This is a genomic window from Aquabacterium sp. J223, assembly GCF_024666615.1.
GTDB lineage: Bacteria > Pseudomonadota > Gammaproteobacteria > Burkholderiales > Burkholderiaceae_C > J223.
Window position 1 is genome coordinate 1243062 of record NZ_CP088297.1, and the last position, 17662, is coordinate 1260723.

The following is a 17662-nucleotide window of genomic DNA, read 5'->3' on the forward strand; positions in this document are numbered from 1 at the left end:
AGGCCGTCACGACCCACCGGTCTTCGCGAGCCGGATGCGAAGGGGCAGCGCCGGCCAGCCGGCGTCGGTGAGCGCCTGCTCCAGCCGCGGCGCCAGCTGCCGCAGCTTGGCGGCCACCGCCGGGCTGCGCGCCAGCAGCACCCAGCCCTGCTCGTCCAGCGTCCCCGAGCTCACCTGGTCGTGCCAGGCCGCGGGCAGGCAGCCCCGCACCGTCGCCAGGCGGCGCTCGGCGTCCCGCAGCCGCGACATCAGCGACGCCAGCGGCGAACTGCCCTCGATGGCCTCGGCCGCGGTCACGCCGAAGCGGGGCGCGGACGGTGTGTTCGACATGCCGCCAGTGTAGGGTGGCCGTCCCCGCTCCCCCGGTGGCGACACCCCCGGGTGCTAGACTTTGACGCTTTGCCGCGCACCTGCCGGCCCCTTCCAGACCTGCATGTTGCCCAAGCTCCTCACCCAGATTTTCGGCAGTCGCAACGACCGTCTGCTCAAGCAGTACCGGCGCGTCGTGCAGCAGGTCAACGGGCTGGAGCCGCAGATGGAGGCGCTGGACGATGCGGCGCTGAAGGGCAAGACCGCGGAGTTCCGGCAGCGCCTGGCCGACGGCGCGACGCTCGACGACCTGCTGCCCGAAGCCTTCGCCGTCGTGCGCGAGGCGGGCAAGCGGGTGCTGAAGATGCGGCACTTCGACGTGCAGCTCATCGGCGGCATGGCGCTGCACCAGGGCAAGATCGCCGAGATGCGCACCGGCGAGGGCAAGACCCTCATGGCCACGCTGCCGGTCTACCTGAACGCGCTGGCCGCCAAGGGCGTGCACGTGGTGACGGTCAACGACTACCTGGCGCGCCGCGACGCCGAGTGGATGGGCCGGCTGTACCAGTTCCTCGGCCTGACGGTGGGCGTCAACGTGCCGGGGATGATGCGCGACGAGAAGCAGGTCGCCTACGGTGCCGACGTCACCTACGGCACGAACAACGAGTTCGGCTTCGACTACCTGCGCGACAACATGGTCTACGAGCTGGGCGACCGCGTGCAGCGCGGCCTGGCCTACGCCATCGTCGACGAGGTCGACTCCATCCTGATCGACGAGGCGCGCACGCCGCTGATCATCAGCGGCCAGGCCGAGGACCACACCGAGCTGTACGTGCGCATCAACGCGGTGGTGCCGAAGCTGAAGAAGCAGATCGGCGAAGCCGACCCGCGCACCGGCGAGGGCGTGATCGAGGCGGGCGACTTCACCGTCGACGAGAAGTCGCACCAGGTCTACCTGACCGAGGCTGGCCACGAGAACGCCGAGGCGCTGCTCGCCGAGGCCGGCCTGCTGACCGAAGGCGCCAGCCTCTACGACCCGGCCAACATCACGCTGATGCACCATGTGTACGCGGCGCTGCGGGCCCACCACCTGTACCACCGCGACCAGCACTACGTGAACCAGAACGGCGAGATCGTCATCGTCGACGAGTTCACCGGCCGGCTGATGACCGGCCGCCGCTGGTCGGACGGCTTGCACCAGGCGGTGGAGGCCAAGGAAGGCGTGAAGATCCAGAGCGAGAACCAGACGCTCGCCTCGATCACCTTCCAGAACTACTTCCGCATGTACGGCAAGCTGGCCGGCATGACCGGCACGGCCGACACCGAGGCCTACGAGTTCCAGGAGATCTACGGCCTGGAGACGGTCGTCATCCCGCCGAACAGGCCGACGGTGCGCAAGGACGAGCTCGACCTCGTCTACAAGACCGCCAAGGAGAAGTACGACGCGGTGGTCGCCGACATCCGCGACTGCCACGAGCGCGGCCAGCCGGTGCTGGTCGGCACCACCTCGATCGAGAACTCGGAGGTGATCAGCACGCTGCTGCAGAAGGCGAAGCTGCCGCACGAGGTGCTGAACGCCAAGCAGCACGCCCGCGAGGCGGAGATCATCGCGCAGGCAGGGCGGCCGAAGGCGGTGACCATCGCCACCAACATGGCCGGCCGCGGCACCGACATCGTGCTTGGCGGCAACGTCGAGAAGCAGGTGCAGATCCTCGAGGCCGACCCGTCGGTGCCCGAGGCCGAGAAGCAGCAGCGCATCGCCACGCTCAAGAGCGAATGGCAGGGCCTGCACGACCAGGTGAAGTCGGTCGGCGGCCTGCGCATCGTGGCCACCGAGCGGCACGAGAGCCGCCGCATCGACAACCAGCTGCGCGGCCGCTCCGGCCGGCAGGGCGACCCGGGCTCCAGCCGCTTCTACCTTTCGCTCGACGATCCGCTGATGCGCATCTTCGCCGGCGAGCGGGTGCGCGCCATCATGGACCGGCTGAAGATGCCGGAAGGCGAGGCCATCGAGGCCGGCATCGTCAGCCGCAGCATCGAAGGCGCGCAGCGCAAGGTCGAGGCGCGCAACTTCGACGTGCGCAAGCAGCTGCTCGAGTACGACGACGTCAGCAACGACCAGCGCAAGGTCATCTACCAGCAGCGCAACGAGATCCTGGAAGCCGCCGCGCTGGACGAGCAGATCGCCAACCTGCGCCGGTCCGCCATGACCGAGGTGGTGCGCACCTACGTGCCCGCGGAATCGCTGGAAGAGCAGTGGGACCTCGACGGCCTGGAGAAGACGCTGCGCGACGAGTGGCAGCTGGAGGTGCCGCTGAAGTCCTCGCTGGAGGGCAGCGACTCGCTCACCGACGAGGACATCCTGGACAAGGTGCTGCAGGCGGCCGACGCGGCGTTCGCCGACAAGCAGCAGCGGGTGGGTGCCGAGCAGTTCACGCCCTTCATGCGCATGGTGCTGCTGCAGAGCATCGACACCCACTGGCGCGAGCACCTGGCCGCGCTGGACTACCTGCGCCAGGGCATCCACCTCCGGGGCTACGCCCAGAAGAACCCCAAGCAGGAATACAAGCGCGAGGCCTTCGAGCTCTTCAGCCAGCTGCTCGACCTGGTGAAGATGGAGGTCACGCGCGTGCTGATGACCGTGCGCATCCAGAGCCAGGAGGAGGCCGCCCAGGCGGCCGAGGCCATCGAGAGCCGCGGCGAAAGCTTCCAGAACGTGACCTACGTGCACCCCAACGAAGACGGCAGCGTGTCCGAGGACCGCGACCCGTCCACCGTGCCGATGCAGGTGCCCAAGGTCGGCCGCAACGACCCCTGCCCCTGCGGCAGCGGCAAGAAGTACAAGCAGTGCCACGGCAGGTTGACTTGACCGCTCCCGGCTGTGGGGCGACCTGCCGTCCACAGCCTGCCCTGGCCGCGATGCGGCCTGTCCTGAGGGACGCAAGATGCCCGTGAACCTTTCCCCTCCCGATCCTGCAGCGCTCCTGCCCGTCCCCGGCATCGAGATCGGCACCGCCATGGCCGGCATCCGCAAGGCCGACCGGCGCGACCTGACGGTGTTCCGCCTGGCCGAGGGCTCGGCGGTGGCCGGTGTCTTCACCACCAACCGCTTCTGCGCGGCGCCGGTCCAGCTGTGCCAGCGGCACCTGGCGAAGGGCTTCGGCATCCGCGCGCTGGTGGTCAACACCGGCAACGCCAACGCCGGCACCGGCGAGCCGGGCCTGGTGGCGGCCAGCACCACCTGCATCGCGCTGGCCCAACTGCTGGACATCGCGCCCGAGCAGGTGCTGCCGTTCTCCACCGGCGTCATCATGGAGCCGCTGCCGGTGGACCGGCTGCAGGCGGGCCTGCCCGCGGCGCTGAACGACCTGTCGCCGAAGAACTGGGCGCAGGCGGCCGAGGGCATCATGACCACCGACACGGTGCCCAAGGCGGCTTCGCGACAGGTCACCCTCGGCGGCCGCACGGTGACGCTCACCGGCATCAGCAAGGGCGCCGGCATGATCAAGCCCAACATGGCGACCATGCTCGGCTTCATCGGCACTGACGCCGTCGTGTCGCAGGCGGTGCTCGACGACCTGGTGAAGCGGGCGGCGGACCGCAGCTTCAACCGCATCACCATCGACGGCGACACCTCGACCAACGATTCCTTCGTGGTGATGGCCTCCCGCCAGGCCGGCCATGCGGAGATCACCGACACCGACTCGGCCGACGGCCGCGCCTTCGCCGAGGCGCTGTTCGCGCTGTCCGAACAGCTCGCCCAGGCCATCGTGCGCGACGGCGAGGGCGCGACCAAGTTCATCACCGTGCAGGTCGAGGGCGGGCGCAACGAGGCCGAGTGCCGCCAGGTGGCCTACGCCATCGCCCACTCGCCGCTGGTCAAGACCGCCTTCTACGCCAGCGACCCGAACCTGGGTCGTATCCTGGCCGCGGTGGGGTATGCCGGCGTCGCCGACCTCGACCAGACCACCATCGACCTGTTCCTCGACGACGTGCAGGTGGCGGTGAACGGCGGCCGCCACCCGGCGTACCGGGAAGCGGACGGCCAGCGGGTGATGAAGCAGAGCGAGATCACCGTGCGCGTGGTGCTGAACCGCGGCATGGCCGACAGCACGTTGTGGACGTGCGACCTGTCGCACGACTACGTCAGCATCAACGCCGACTACCGCAGCTAGGCATGAACGCGCCGCATCCCGCCGCGCCGCTGGCCACTGCCGCCGCGCCCGGCGAAGGCCCGCCCCGCCTTCGCGAGATCCCCTACAACTACACCTCGCTGTCCGACCGCGAGATCGTGCTGCGCCTGCTCGGCGCGCGCGCCTGGGAGGTGCTGGAGCGGCTGCGTGCCGAGCGCCAGACCGGCCGCTCGGCCCGCATGCTCTACGAGGTGCTGGGCGACATCTGGGTGGTGCAGCGCAACCCCTACCTGCAGGACGACCTGCTGGACAACCCGAAGCGCCGCGCCGCGCTGATCGACGCACTGCGCCACCGGCTGAACGAGATCGAGCGCCGCCGCGACCCGAAGGCCGACGCGCCGCGCGACGCCCTGGTCGGCGAGCTGCTGCAGGCCGCCGGCGAGGCGGTGCGCCGCTTCGGCGCCAGCTTCGACGAGACGGCGGCGCTGCGCCGGCAGGTACGCCGCCGCCTGGGCCGGCACACCGCCAAGGACAACATCCGTTTCGACGGCCTGTCGCGCGTCTCGCACGTCACCGACGCCACCGACTGGCGGGTCGAGTACCCGTTCGTCGTGCTGGTGCCCGACAGCGAGGCCGAGATGGCCGCGCTGGTGGCCGGCTGCATCGAGCTGGGCCTGACCATCATCCCCCGTGGCGGCGGCACCGGCTACACCGGCGGCGCGGTGCCGCTGACCTGGAAGAGCGCGGTCATCAACACCGAGAAGCTCGAACGCATGGGCGAGGTCGAGCGGATCAGCCTGCCCGGCGTGGCGCAGCCGGTGCCGACGATCTTCACCGAGGCCGGCGTGGTAACCCAGCGGGTGGCCGACGCGGCCGAACGCGCCGGCTACGTCTTCGCGGTGGACCCGACGTCGGCCGAGGCCAGCTGCGTCGGCGGCAACGTGGCGATGAACGCCGGCGGCAAGAAGGCGGTGCTGTGGGGCACCGCGCTGGACAACCTGGCCTCCTGGCGCATGGTCACGCCGCAGGCCACCTGGCTGGAGGTGGTGCGGCTGGACCACAACCTCGGCAAGATCCACGACGCGCCGATGGCCAGCTTCGAGCTGCGCCACTTCGACGCCAGCGGCAAGGTGCTGCAGCGCACCGAGCGGCTGGACATCCCCGGTGCGGTGTTCCGCAAGGAGGGGCTGGGCAAGGACGTCACCGACAAGTTCCTCGCCGGCCTGCCCGGCATCCAGAAGGAAGGCTGCGACGGCCTGATCACCAGCTGCCGCTGGATCGTGCACCGCATGCCGGCCCATGTGCGCACCGTGTGCCTGGAGTTCTTCGGCAACGCCAAGGACGCGGTGCCGTCCATCGTCGAGATCAAGGACTTCATGTTCGCCGAGGCCCGGCGCCCCGGTGGGGCCGTGCTCGCCGGCCTGGAGCACCTGGACGACCGCTACCTCAAGGCCGTCGGCTACGCCACCAAGAGCAAGCGCGGCACGCTGCCGAAGATGGTGCTCATCGGCGACATCGTCGGCGACGACGACGCGGCGGTGGCCCGCGCCACCAGCGAGGTGGTGCGACTGGCCAACGGCCGCTCGGGCGAGGGCTTCGTCGCCGTCAGCGCCGACGCACGCAAGAAGTTCTGGCTGGACCGCAAGCGCACTGCCGCCATCAGCAAGCACACCAACGCCTTCAAGATCAACGAGGACGTGGTCATCCCGCTCGACCGCATGGGCGAGTACACCGAGGGCATCGAGCGCATCAACATCGAGCTCAGCCTGCGCAACAAGCTGCAGTTGCTCGACGCCCTGCAGGCCTTCTTCGAACGCGGCCCCTTGCCGCTGGGCCGCGGCGACGACGCCGAGGCCATTCCCAGCGCCGAGCTGCTGGAGGACCGGGTGCAGCAGGCGCTGGCGCTGATCGGCGAGGTGCGCACGCTGTGGCAGGGCTGGCTGCAGCAGCTCGACGTGCTGCAGCCGGGGCAGGGCCGCACCTTCTTCTCGCTGATCCAGGACGACACCCTGCGGGCGAGCTGGAAGGCGCAGGTGCAGAAGCCGCTGCAGGGCATCTTCTCCGGCGCCGCCTTCGCGCCGGTGCTCGACGAATGCCGCCGCATCCACCAGGACGTGCTGCGCGGCCGGGTGTGGGTGGCGCTGCACATGCACGCCGGCGACGGCAACGTGCACACCAACATCCCGGTCAACAGCGACCACTACGAGATGCTGCAGACCGCGCACGAGGCGGTGGTGCGCATCATGGCGCTGGCGCGCAGCCTGGACGGCGTGATCTCCGGCGAGCACGGCATCGGCATCACCAAGCTCGAGTTCCTCACCGACGACGAGCTGGCGCCCTTCGCCGACTACAAGCGGCGGGTGGACCCGGAGGGCCGGTTCAACAAGGGCAAGCTGCTGCGCGACCTCACCGGCCTCGGCGGGGACACGCATGCCGCCGACCTGACGCATGCCTACACCCCCAGCTTCGGCCTGATGGGGCACGAGTCGCTGATCATGCAGCGCAGCGAGATCGGCGCCATCGCCGACTCGATCAAGGACTGCCTGCGCTGCGGCAAGTGCAAGCCGGTGTGCGCCACCCACGTGCCGCGGGCCAACCTGCTGTACAGCCCGCGCAACAAGATCCTGGCCACCTCGCTGCTGATCGAGGCCTTCCTCTACGAGGAGCAGACCCGGCGCGGCGTGTCCATCCGGCACTGGCAGGAGTTCGAGGACGTCGGCGACCACTGCACCGTCTGCCACAAGTGCGAATCGCCCTGCCCGGTGAAGATCGACTTCGGCGACGTGTCGATGGCCATGCGCAACCTGCTGCGCAAGATGGGGCAGAAGAGCTTCCGGCCCGGCAACGCCGCGGCCATGCTGATGCTCAACGCGACGAACCCGCAGACCATCAAGCTGGCGCGCACCGCGATGGTGGACGTGGGCTTCAAGGCCCAGCGGCTGGCCCACGACCTGCTCAAGCGGGTGGCGCGACGGCAGACGGCCCAGCCGCCGGCGACCACCGGCCCCGCGCCGGTGCGCGAGCAGGTCATCCACTTCATCAACAAGAAGCTGCCCGGCGGCCTGCCGAAGAAGACGGCGCGCGCGCTGCTGGACATCGAGGACAAGGCCTACGTGCCCATCATCCGCGACCCGCAGCGCACCGCCGCGGACAGCGAGGCCGTCTTCTACTTCCCCGGCTGCGGCTCGGAGCGGCTGTTCTCGCAGGTCGGCCTCGCGACCCAGGCCATGCTCTGGCATGCCGGCGTGCAGACCGTGCTGCCGCCGGGCTACCTGTGCTGTGGCTACCCGCAGCGCGGCTCCGGCCAGGACGACAAGGCCGAGCAGATCATCACCGACAACCGGGTGCTGTTCCACCGCGTGGCCAACACGCTGAACTACCTGGACATCAAGACGGTGGTGGTCAGCTGCGGCACCTGCTACGACCAGCTGCAGGGTTACCAGTTCGACCAGATCTTCCCCGGCTGCCGCATCGTCGACATCCACGAGTACCTGCTGGAAAAGGGCATCGTGCTCGAGGGCCAGGGGGCCTACCTCTACCACGACCCCTGCCACAGCCCGATGAAGCAGCAGGAGCCGATGAAGACGGTGAAGGCGCTGGTCGGCCCCAACGTGCTGAAGAACGAACGCTGCTGCGGCGAGAGCGGCACGCTGGGCGTCACCCGCCCCGACATCGCCACCCAGGTGCGCTTCCGCAAGGAAGAAGAGTTGCGCAAGGGCGAGGCCGCGCTGAAGGCCACCGGCGCGGTGGCCGAAGGGGCCGACGTGAAGATCCTGACCAGCTGCCCGAGCTGCCTGCAGGGCCTGTCGCGCTACGGCGGCGACCTGCAGAACGGCCTGCTGGAGGCCGACTACATCGTGGTGGAGATGGCCCGCAAGATCCTCGGCGAGGACTGGATGCCCGACTACGTGCGCCGCGCCAACGCCGGCGGCATCGAACGGGTGCTGGTGTGAGCCCGGTGGCCGGCTGTCCGCTCTGCGAAGAGGACGGCGGCCGGCTGGTGCTGCGCACCCCCCGGCTGCGCGTCATCCGGGCCGAGGACGACGACTTCCCGGCCTTCTACCGCGTGGTCTGGCAGGACCACGTCGCCGAATGGAGCGACCTTCCGGCGGCCGACCAGGCGCTGACCATGGCCGCGGTGACGGCGGTCGAACGCACGCTGCGCGCGCAGCTGCGCCCCACCAAGGTCAACCTCGCCAGCCTCGGCAACGCGGTGCCCCACCTGCACTGGCACGTCGTGGCCCGCTTCGACTGGGACAGCCGCTTTCCGCAGCCGGTCTGGGCGCCGGCGCAGCGCGCGGTCGATCCGCCGCCGCTGCAGCGCCTGTCGGTGGTGCCGCAGGCGCTCGACGACGCCGTGAAGGCGGCGGTGGCCGCCGCCCTGGCGCCCAGCCCGCCCGGCGCCTGAGGCGCTCAGCGCGCCAGGCGCAGCAGGTAGATCGCCTGCGGCGACGTCGGCAGCCAGGCGTCGACGGCGACCCGCTCGACCACCTCGGTGCCGGGCAGCGGCGCGAAGGCCACGCGGTGGGTGGCTTGCGGCTTCTTCAGGTCGACGGCGTCGGCCGGCCGGCGCACGTCACCGCCCACCCGCGCGGTGAAGTTGTTGTATTCGAAGCCACCGTCCAGTTGGTCCGGGCCAAGCTTCCAGCGCTCGACGGCCAGCCGGTTGGCGGCCCAGGTCGCGCGGTGCCAGGACAGGTAGTCGTGCGTGCCCGCGACGCCAATGGCCAGTCCCAGCGCCAGCAGCAACGCCGGCACGACGCTTCGTGGTGCCCCGGCCGGGTCGCGCGGCGGCGAGGTGCCTGGCGTCGACGCCGCCAGCGCGACGAGTCCGAGCAGCACCGCGCTGAACACGCTGTAGCGGTCGAACCACGGCGTTTTCACCAACACGAACGGCAGGTTGTAGACCACCAGCGTCACCAGCGCCAACACGGCCAGACCGAGGCGCATGGCGGCCACCTCGTCGGTGGAACGCCGCAGCGCGCGGCACGCTCGACCGATCGACGGCAGGAGCGCGGCCAGCAGCGCGACGGCGAAGCAGCCGAGCCAGGTCAGCCCGAACCACAGGGCCGCAGGCCCCGCCGGCAGGCCCTCCGCGCCGGGCAGCGTGCGCACGCCCAGCCCCGCGTCCACCACGGTGTTCAGGGTCAACGGCATGCGCAGGCCGCGCGTCCACAGCAGGGCGGTCAGGCCCAGGGACAGACCGAGGCAGAGCAGCAGGCGGCGTCCATGCCGGGGCTCGGCGGCGCTGCGCCACCAGAGCACGGGCAGGGCGCCGAGGCCGGTGTAGAACACGGCGGTCGCGGTCTGCTTGGCGACGAAGTGGAACGCGACCGGTTTCAGCGTGGCCAGTTCGACGAGGCTCTGCTTCAGCATGTCCGTCGGGATGTGGAACATGCTGGGCAGCCCGACGCTGGCCGCCAGCGCACGCGGGTACAGCACCAGCGCCAGCAGCAGCGCCACCGTCGGCGCCGCCATCGCCCACCACCAGCGCCTGCTGAGGCCGCCGCGCACCAGGTCGCTGACGGCCCAGGCGGCGGCCAACGCGATGCCGCCCTGCCGGATGCTGCAGGCCCAGGCGATGGCCGCCCATGCCAGCCAGCGGTACCGGGGCCGCTCCCAGGCGGCGACGACCAGGGCCATCGCCAGCATGGCGACGGCCATGAAGGGCGTGTCCGTCATGAAGGTGGCCGCGTTGCACAGCGCGATCGGATTGCACAGCAGGCCGAACATCACCAGCGTCGTTCCCGCCTGGGGCAGCCTGGCACGAGCGGCGAGGGGCAGCACCAGCAGCGCCGTTGCCAGCAGGCAGGCCAGGCCGATCCAGCGCAGCGCCGAGATCGAAAAGCCGAAGGGCTGGAGCAGGAGACCCGCGGGGGAGCACCTGTCCGACGAGCGTCATGAACTGCCAGTCGGTGAAGCGCAGCGTGCCCTGCTCGATCCACCACTTCACCGGCAGCACGTAGGCCCAGTCGTCGTTGAGCGGGAACTCGCCCGCGGGCCCGATCAGCCACGAGGCCAGCGACCAGGCCAGCGACAGCGCGAGGGCCGCACCCAGCATTACTGCACGGGACGACGGGCTACGCCGCTGGAGGGCGGGCAGAACAGGGGCGTGCATGCGGTTCTCCGCGGGCGGTTCGATCGAGAATGAGGGGTAGCGGTCAGTGAATGCTGCCGTGCAACAATTGTAGGAGGGGGTGAAGAATGACCTGGGGCGTGGCGACCACCGTGCTGGCGAGCGTGCTGTTGTCGGCCCTCGCGCAGCTGGTGCTCAAGATGGGGGTGGGGGGCGGACCGGGTGGGCCAGGCCCTGCGCGACCAGCGCTGGCTGGACTTCGGCATGGCGGCGCTGGGGCAGCCCTACGTCGTCGGCGGGCTGGTGCTCTATTTCGCCAGCGCCCTGGTGTGGCTCGCCGTGCTGACGCGGGTGCCGTTGAGCGCCGCCTATCCCTTCGTCGGTCTCGGGTTCGTGCTCACGCTCTTGTTCGGCTGGCTGGTGCTCGGGGAGTCGCCCAGCGTCGCCCGCCTGGCCGGCACGCTGCTCATCGTCGCCGGCGTGGTGCTGGTGGGGCGCAGCGTGTGACGGCGGCCTCGTCCCCCGCTCGACGACCGCTCTGCGTCGACCTCGACGGCACGCTGCTCAAGACGGACCTGCTCTACGAGTCGCTGCTGCAACTGCTGAAACGGCAGTGGTGGACGATCTTCCTGCTGCCGTTGTGGCTGCTGGCGGGCAAGGCCCGGCTCAAGCGCGAGATCGCCTCCCGCATCCAGTTTGACGGTGGCGGCCTGCCGCTGCGGGAGGACGTGACCCAGCTGATCCAAACGGCGCGGTCGGCCGGCCGCACGGTGGTGCTGGCCACCGCCTCCGACCGGGTCCTGGTCCAGCCGCTGGCGGACGGGTGGGGGGCTGTTCGACCGCGTCGAGGCCAGCGACGGCCGCCGCAACCTCGGCGGACGCGAGAAGGCCGAGCGGCTGGTGGAGCTGTACGGCGAGAAGGGCTTCGACTACGTCGGCGACCATGCGAAGGACCTGCCGGTGTGGGCGCGGGCGGCCGCGACGGTGGTGGTGTCGCCGAGGCCGTCGCTGGTGCGGCGCGCGCAGGCCGTGTGCAGCGACGTCACCTGGCTGCGCCAGGCGCCGGCCGGGTTGCGTCCCTATGCGAAGGCGCTGCGTCTGCACCAGTGGCTGAAGAACCTGCTGGTGTTCGTTCCGGCGCTGGCGGCGCACCGCACCGATGCGCCGACCGTGGTGGCGGCGCTGATGTGTTTCCTGTCCTTCGGGCTGTGCGCATCGGCGGTCTACCTGCTCAATGACCTGCTGGACCTGCCGTCCGACCGGGTGCACCACCGCAAGCGGCGGCGGCCCTTCGCCGCCGGCACGCTTCCGCTGTCCCAAGGCCTGCTGCTGATCCCGCTTTGCCTGGCGGGCGCCATCGGGGTGGCGGCGTGGCTCCCTCCGGCGTTCGCGCTGGTGCTGATCGGGTACTTCGCGGTCACCTGCCTCTACTCCTTCTGGCTGAAGAACCAGGTGGTGGTGGACGTGCTGCTGCTGGCGCTGCTGTACACCTCGCGCATCCTTGCCGGCAGCGCGGCCACCGGGATCCAGCCGACGTTCTGGCTGCTGGCGCTGTCCCTGTTCGCCTTCCTGAGCCTGGCGCTGGTCAAGCGGTACTCCGAACTGCTGGTGGCGCTGAACCAGAACAAGCAGACCGCCGCGGGACGCGGCTACCGCACCGACGACCTGCCGGTGCTCATGAGCCTGGGGACGTCGGCGGCCTTCATGGCGGTCATGGTGCTGGCGCTGTACATCCGCGAGATGGAGGGCAGCGCCCGCTACCTGCATCCGCAGGCACTGTGGCTCTTGATCCCGCCCTTCCTCTACTGGATGGCCCGCGTGTGGATGAAGACCCACCGCGGCGAGATGCACGACGACCCGGTCGTTTTTGCCGCCACCGACCGGCAAAGCTGGGCCGTCGCCGCCGTGTTGCTGGTGGGCCTGCTCGTCGCGGCGGGCTAGGGCGGCCCCGGGGACGCTCGGAACGGCAGTTGCTACACCGCGGCGTTTGGCCGCTTCGCAGTTTGGCGCCTCCTTCCGACGCCATCCGGCGCGGATGGGTGCGGCCCGGGCTGATGGGCGGCCGTCCTGCGCCGTGCCGTCGTGACGTCACGTCTCGGCGTCCCGCTGACCCCTCGTGTCGCCGCCACTGCGGCGGCCAAGGACCGTGCCATGAACGCCCACACCCACGCCCCGCGCCTGCGCGACCTGGCGCATGAGCCCCCGGTCGTCGTCGACCTGGACGGCACGCTGTCGCCCAGCGACAGCCTCTGGGAATCGGTGCTGCGCATCGTCAAGCGGCGGCCGCTCGACCTGTTCTGGCTGCTGCTGTCGCTGCTGCAGGGACGCGCGGCGTTCAAGCGCCGGGTGGCGCAGCGGCTGGGCTGGTCGGGGGAGTCGCTGCCGATCAACGACGAACTGCTCGCCTTCCTCAAGGTGCGCAGCGAAAACGGCTGCCGGCTGGTGCTGGCGACCGCGGCCGACCAGCGCATCGCGCACACCGTCGCCCGGCAGATCGGCCTGTTCGACGCGGTGCTGGCCAGCGACGGCGCGGTCAACCTGAAGGGCAAGGCCAAGCTGCAGGCCATCCGCCGCCTGGTCGGCGAGGATTTCATCTACGCCGGCGACAGCCGCGCGGACCTGCCCATCTGGCAGGCCGCCCGGGGGGCGGTGCTGGTGGACGTGGCGCCCGGCGTGCGGCGGGCGGTGGTGGCCGGCGGCACGCCGATCACCGGCGAGTTCCGTCGGACGCCGCCCGGCGTGCGCACCTGGGCCCGTGCCCTGCGACTGCACCAGTGGACGAAGAACGTGCTGGTGGCGGTGCCGCTGCTCACCGCCTTCAGCTTCACCGACCCCCGCGCGGTGCTGGCGACGGTGCTCGCCTTCATCGCGTTCGGCCTCGTCGCCTCGTCGACGTACCTGCTCAACGACCTGCTGGACCTCGACAGCGACCGGGAGCACCCGCGCAAGCGCCACCGGCCGATGGCCAGCGGCGCCATCTCGATTCCCGCGGCGCTGGGCGCGATGGTGGGGTTGATGGCCGCGGGCCTGGCCATCGCCGCCGCGCTGCGACCGGCGTTCCTCGCGTGCATCCTCGCCTACACGGCGCTCACCCTGCTCTACAGCCTGCTGCTGAAGCGGCACACGATGATCGACGTCATCGCACTGGCGAGCCTGTACACCCTGCGCATCGTGGCGGGCGCGGCCGCCATCGCGGTGCCGCTGAGCAACTGGCTGCTGTCGTTCTCCGTGCTGATCTTCCTCAGCCTGGCCCTGGTCAAGCGCTGCGCCGAACTGATCGTCATGCAGCAGGCGAGCAAGGAGCAGGCGGCAGGACGCAGCTACCAGGTGGCCGACCTGCGGGTGCTGTGGCCGATGGGCGCGGCTTCGGCGGTGGCGGCGGTGGTGGTGTTCGGGCTGTTCATCTCCGCGCCGGAGACGCAGGCCCGCTTCGCGGCACCGGACTTCATCTGGCTGGCCGGATTGGGCGTGCTGTACTGGGTCTCGCGGCTGTGGATCCGCACGTCCCGAGGCGAGATGCACGACGACCCGATCGTCTTCGCGCTGCGCGACGGCGTCAGCCGCCTGACGCTGGCCTGGATCGTCGGCATGTTCGCCGTGGCCCACTTCTGGGTCTGGTCGTGACCGCTGCGGTCGCCCCGATGCCCCCCGGACGCGGGGTGACCTTCGTCTGCTGCATCGAACAGGGCCGGCTGGAGGCGCAGACGCTGCTGATGCTGAACTGCCTGCGGCAGTTCGGCGGGGATCTGGCCCAGGCGCCGGTGCTGGCGGTGATGGGCCGGCGGGGCCTGCCGCTCGCGCGCGCGACGGTGGCCGAACTCGATCGCCTGCAGGCGCACCTGGTGCGGCTGCCCGAGCGCAACCCGGCGCCCTGGTTCAACTACGCCAACAAGGTGGTGGCGGTGGTGGCGGCGGAACGGCTGGCGGCCACCGAGCAGGTGACGTGGCTGGACAGCGACGTGCTGGTGGCGGCGGAGCCCGCCGGGCTGCGGTTGGCGGCGCAGGAGGATTTCGCCGCCCGCTGCGAATTCCTGCCGCCCGCGGTGCTGCCCCACCATCGGGAGCACGAGCCCTACTGGGAACGCCTGTGCCGGCTGCTGGGCACCGACTACGAGCGGCTGCCGTGGCTGGAACGCGAGGGCGGGCTGCCGCCGGTGCGGATGTTCTTCAATTCGGGCGTGTTCAGCTGGCGCCGCGGCACCGCCTTCGCGGCCGCCTATGCCGACGCGTTCGGCCGGCTGCTGTCCAGCCGCCTGGCGACCCACGAGGGGCACTTCTTCACCGCCGACCAGGTGATCCTGGGGCCGGTGGTGCTGAGAGAGGGCCTGCGCTGGCGGCACCTGGCGCAGCGGGACCACCACATGTGCTTCCAGGGCCTGCTGGACGGGCCGGCGGCCTCGCCATCGATGGCGGCGGCGGCGGTCGTCCACTACTCCAAGGCGATGCAGCCGCCGTTCCGGGAACGGTTCCTCCAGCGCCTGTCGGTGGAGCGACCGGTCCTCTATCGTTACATTTTGCAAGTCGAGGGCACGCTTCCTGCGGACAAGCTTGCCGCGCCGACGAAGCTTGCTGCGTCGGCGCTGCGTGTCGTGCGCGGTGCGCATTGGCGGTGGTACGCCCGCCGCATTGAGCGGGCGCCGCGGTTGGTCACGTCTTGATACGGGCACGGTGGTTGCCGGTGTCTCGGCGGAGGAAGGCCTTCGGGGTGCGCGGCATCGCCACACTTACACTCATGCGCGGCGCTGCGACGGCCGGCCGACGACAACATTTCAGGGAAACGACGTGAACCGACAGCCGGTCGACATCACCGTCCACCAGCAATCCAGGGTGCTGGCGCTGACCTATGAGGACGGGGTGCAGCTGCGCATCCCGTTCGAGCTGCTGCGCGTCCACTCGCCCTCCGCCGAGGTCCAGGGGCACGGGCCCGGGCAGGAGGTCCTGCAGACCGGCAAGCGCGACGTGCTGATCGAGTCGCTGGAGCCCGTGGGGCACTACGCGGTGCGGCCGGTGTTCTCGGACGGCCACGCCTCCGGCCTGTACACCTGGGAGCTGCTGCACCGGCTGGGTACCGAGCAGGACGCGCTCTGGGCCGACTACGAGCGGCGGCTGCGCGATGCCGGGCGCTCCCGCGACGATCCCATGCCGGCCGCGGCGGGAGCGGGCTGCGCCAGCCACGCCTGAGCACCATGACGCAAACCCATTTCGGCTTCCAGCAGGTCGACGAGCAGGAGAAGTCGCAGCGCGTCCGGGGGGTGTTCGACCGGGTGGCCGAGCGCTACGACCTGATGAACGACCTCATGTCCGCCGGGCTGCACCGGGCGTGGAAGGCCTACACGCTGGCCGTCGCCAACGCCCGTCCGGGCGACCGGGTGCTCGACATCGCGGCCGGCACCGGCGACCTGACGCGCGGTTTCGCCCGGCAGGTCGGGCCGACCGGCGAGGTGGTCCACACGGACATCAACGAGGCCATGCTGCGGCGCGGCCGCGATCGGCTGCTCGACGAGGGCTGCGTGCTGCCGACCGTGCTGTGCGATGCGGAATCGCTGCCCTTCGCTTCGAATCGCTTCGACCTCGTCAGCGTGGCCTTCGGCCTTCGCAACATGACGCACAAGGAACAGGCCCTGGCCGAGATGGGCCGGGTGCTGCGGCCGGGCGGACGGCTGCTCGTGCTCGAGTTTTCGCGGGTCGCGCGGCCGCTGCAGAAGGCGTACGACTGGTATTCGTTCTCGGTCCTGCCGCGCCTCGGTCAGTGGGTCGCGGGCGATGCCCAGAGCTACCGCTACCTGGCCGAGTCCATCCGCATGCACCCCGATCAAGGCCAGCTGAAACAGCTGATGAAAGCCAACGGGTTCGGACATGTCGACGTTCACAACCTTGCCGCCGGCGTCGTCGCGCTGCACGTGGGGGTGAAATGCTGACGTGGCCGAACCACTCCGAACCGTCGTGGCGGAAATCACGGGCAGGCGGCGCGCCATGGCAGCCGGCCCGCATGGGAAAGGTCGGCCTGACATGGGCCGCCGCTACACTCGGAAACGCATCAAGACCCAGGGTTTTGGAGGGTTTCTCATGCCCCACGACACCACATCAGAACAGCGAGGAGCTGCGTTGAAGACCTTTGCAATGGCATGGCCCACCCTGCGCCTGTCCGTCATCGCGGTGGCCTCCGCGACGCTGCTCGTCGCCTGTGGCGACAGCAAGGACAAGCCCGCCACCCAGTCCGCCGCGCGGGTGAACAAGGAAGAGATCACCGTCCACCAGATCAACTACGTGCTGCAGCAACAGCGCGGGCTGAAGACGGACCAGGTGGAGACGGCCAGCAAGCAGGTGCTCGAGCGCCTGATCGACCAGGAACTGGCGCTGCAGAAGGCCGGCGAGATCAAGATCGATCGCGATCCCCGTGTCATGCAGCAGCTGGAGGCCGCGCGCCGTGAGATCGTCGCCCGCGCCTACTTCGACAAGGTCGCCGACGGCGCCGCCAAGCCCACGCCGGAAGAAGTCAAGAAGTACTACGACGAGCACCCGGAGCTGTTCTCGCAGCGGCGCGTCTACCAGCTGCAAGAGGTGATGATCGAGGCGCCGGCCGAGAAGCTGCCGGAACTGCGCGAGCGGTTGCAGGCCGCCAAGGACGTCGGTGAGTTCGTGCAGTACCTCCGGGCGCAGGACATCAAGTTCACGGGCAACCAGGCGGTGCGTGCCGCCGAGCAGATCCCGCTGGGCAGCCTGGCCGGCATCGCGAAGATGAAGGACGGCCAGGCCGCCATCACCGCGGTGCCCAACGGCATCCAGGTGCTGGTGGTCGCCGGCTCGCGCAGCCAGCCGGTCGACCTGGAGCGGGCGCGCCCGGCGATCGAGCAGTTCCTGTTGAGCGATGCCAAGCGCAAAGTGGTGGCGGACGACCTGAAGGCGCTGCGCGGCGCCGCCAAGGTCGAATACCTCGGCAAGTACGCCCAGGGCGCGGCCCCGGAACCGGCGCCGGCGCCCGTGGCGCCCCCGCCGCCGCCGCCGCCAGCACCGATCGTCATCGAACCGCCGGCCCCTCAAGCCAGTGGTCCGTTGGAAACCTCGACCATCAACAAGGGTCTGGGCCTCAAGTGATGAACCGTCTTGCCCACCGTCTTGGCCGATGCTCCGTGTCGGCGTTGCT

At 70.3% G+C, this 17662-nt stretch carries 13 protein-coding genes; 11 read left to right on the forward strand and 2 right to left on the reverse strand.

The annotated features are described in order from the left end of the window. Nucleotides 1–6: 6 nt before the first annotated feature. The gene (locus tag LRS07_RS06065; RefSeq protein WP_260501075.1) at nucleotides 7–330 is read right to left on the reverse strand and encodes a hypothetical protein; all 324 of its coding nucleotides are present in this window, start codon (nucleotides 328–330) and stop codon (nucleotides 7–9) included. 103 nt (nucleotides 331–433) lie between these two features. Between LRS07_RS06065 and secA the strand changes: the two genes are divergently transcribed. The 4 genes from secA (at nucleotide 434) to LRS07_RS06085 (ending at nucleotide 8850) form a co-directional block, all read left to right on the forward strand. Next, nucleotides 434–3178, forward strand: coding sequence for a preprotein translocase subunit SecA (secA, locus tag LRS07_RS06070; protein WP_312028359.1), 2745 nt, complete (start codon nucleotides 434–436; stop codon nucleotides 3176–3178). A 76-nt stretch (nucleotides 3179–3254) separates the two neighbouring features. Continuing rightward, nucleotides 3255–4484: a bifunctional glutamate N-acetyltransferase/amino-acid acetyltransferase ArgJ gene (gene argJ / locus LRS07_RS06075; RefSeq protein ID WP_260501076.1), complete on the forward strand. Its 1230-nt coding sequence runs from the start codon at nucleotides 3255–3257 to the stop codon at nucleotides 4482–4484. A 2-nt stretch (nucleotides 4485–4486) separates the two neighbouring features. After that, nucleotides 4487–8395 (forward strand): DUF3683 domain-containing protein, encoded by a 3909-nt coding sequence (locus LRS07_RS06080; RefSeq protein WP_260501077.1) that lies wholly within the window; start codon nucleotides 4487–4489, stop codon nucleotides 8393–8395. Further along, nucleotides 8392–8850, forward strand: coding sequence for an HIT family protein (locus LRS07_RS06085; RefSeq protein WP_260501078.1), 459 nt, complete (start codon nucleotides 8392–8394; stop codon nucleotides 8848–8850). The genes LRS07_RS06080 and LRS07_RS06085 overlap by 4 nt, the downstream gene beginning before the upstream one ends. Nucleotides 8851–8855: 5 nt before the next feature. Here LRS07_RS06085 and LRS07_RS06090 read toward each other — a convergent pair whose 3' ends face one another. Beyond that, on the reverse strand, nucleotides 8856–10229 hold the full coding sequence (locus tag LRS07_RS06090) for a hypothetical protein (RefSeq protein WP_260501079.1): 1374 nt from the start codon (nucleotides 10227–10229) through the stop codon (nucleotides 8856–8858). A gap of 511 nt (nucleotides 10230–10740) precedes the next feature. On the opposite strand from LRS07_RS06090, the gene LRS07_RS06095 reads away from it, so the two are divergent. The 7 genes from LRS07_RS06095 to LRS07_RS06125 all read left to right on the forward strand — a co-directional run bounded on the left by LRS07_RS06095 (nucleotide 10741) and on the right by LRS07_RS06125 (nucleotide 17613). Continuing rightward, on the forward strand, nucleotides 10741–11025 hold the full coding sequence (locus LRS07_RS06095; RefSeq protein ID WP_260501080.1) for a DMT family transporter: 285 nt from the start codon (nucleotides 10741–10743) through the stop codon (nucleotides 11023–11025). A 324-nt stretch (nucleotides 11026–11349) separates the two neighbouring features. Then, complete coding sequence (locus LRS07_RS06100) at nucleotides 11350–12459, forward strand: UbiA family prenyltransferase (protein ID WP_260502054.1); 1110 nt, start codon at nucleotides 11350–11352, stop codon at nucleotides 12457–12459. Nucleotides 12460–12669: 210 nt separating this feature from the next. Further along, nucleotides 12670–14142 carry a UbiA family prenyltransferase gene (locus tag LRS07_RS06105; RefSeq protein WP_260501081.1) on the forward strand — a complete coding sequence of 491 codons (1473 nt, stop codon included), beginning with the start codon at nucleotides 12670–12672 and terminating at the stop codon, nucleotides 14140–14142. 17 nt (nucleotides 14143–14159) lie between these two features. Further along, nucleotides 14160–15176, forward strand: coding sequence for a GT-B fold glycosyltransferase domain-containing protein (locus tag LRS07_RS21955; protein ID WP_312028360.1), 1017 nt, complete (start codon nucleotides 14160–14162; stop codon nucleotides 15174–15176). A gap of 124 nt (nucleotides 15177–15300) precedes the next feature. Beyond that, entirely contained in the window at nucleotides 15301–15699 is a 399-nt protein-coding gene (locus LRS07_RS06115) for a gamma-butyrobetaine hydroxylase family protein (protein ID WP_260501082.1), read from the forward strand. A gap of 5 nt (nucleotides 15700–15704) precedes the next feature. Beyond that, entirely contained in the window at nucleotides 15705–16436 is a 732-nt protein-coding gene (gene ubiE / locus LRS07_RS06120) for a bifunctional demethylmenaquinone methyltransferase/2-methoxy-6-polyprenyl-1,4-benzoquinol methylase UbiE (RefSeq protein ID WP_260501083.1), read from the forward strand. Nucleotide 16437: 1 nt separating this feature from the next. Beyond that, complete coding sequence (locus LRS07_RS06125) at nucleotides 16438–17613, forward strand: EpsD family peptidyl-prolyl cis-trans isomerase (RefSeq protein ID WP_260501084.1); 1176 nt, start codon at nucleotides 16438–16440, stop codon at nucleotides 17611–17613. Nucleotides 17614–17662 lie beyond the last annotated feature (49 nt).

Coding starts and splice junctions, on each gene's coding strand:
- LRS07_RS06065 (WP_260501075.1), bottom strand. CDS start 330: ATGTCGAACACACCGTCCGCGCCCCGCTTCGGCGTGACCGCGGCCGAG.
- secA (WP_312028359.1), top strand. CDS start 434: ATGTTGCCCAAGCTCCTCACCCAGATTTTCGGCAGTCGCAACGACCGT.
- argJ (WP_260501076.1), top strand. CDS start 3,255: ATGCCCGTGAACCTTTCCCCTCCCGATCCTGCAGCGCTCCTGCCCGTC.
- LRS07_RS06080 (WP_260501077.1), top strand. CDS start 4,487: ATGAACGCGCCGCATCCCGCCGCGCCGCTGGCCACTGCCGCCGCGCCC.
- LRS07_RS06105 (WP_260501081.1), top strand. CDS start 12,670: ATGAACGCCCACACCCACGCCCCGCGCCTGCGCGACCTGGCGCATGAG.
- LRS07_RS21955 (WP_312028360.1), top strand. CDS start 14,160: ATGCCCCCCGGACGCGGGGTGACCTTCGTCTGCTGCATCGAACAGGGC.
- ubiE (WP_260501083.1), top strand. CDS start 15,705: ATGACGCAAACCCATTTCGGCTTCCAGCAGGTCGACGAGCAGGAGAAG.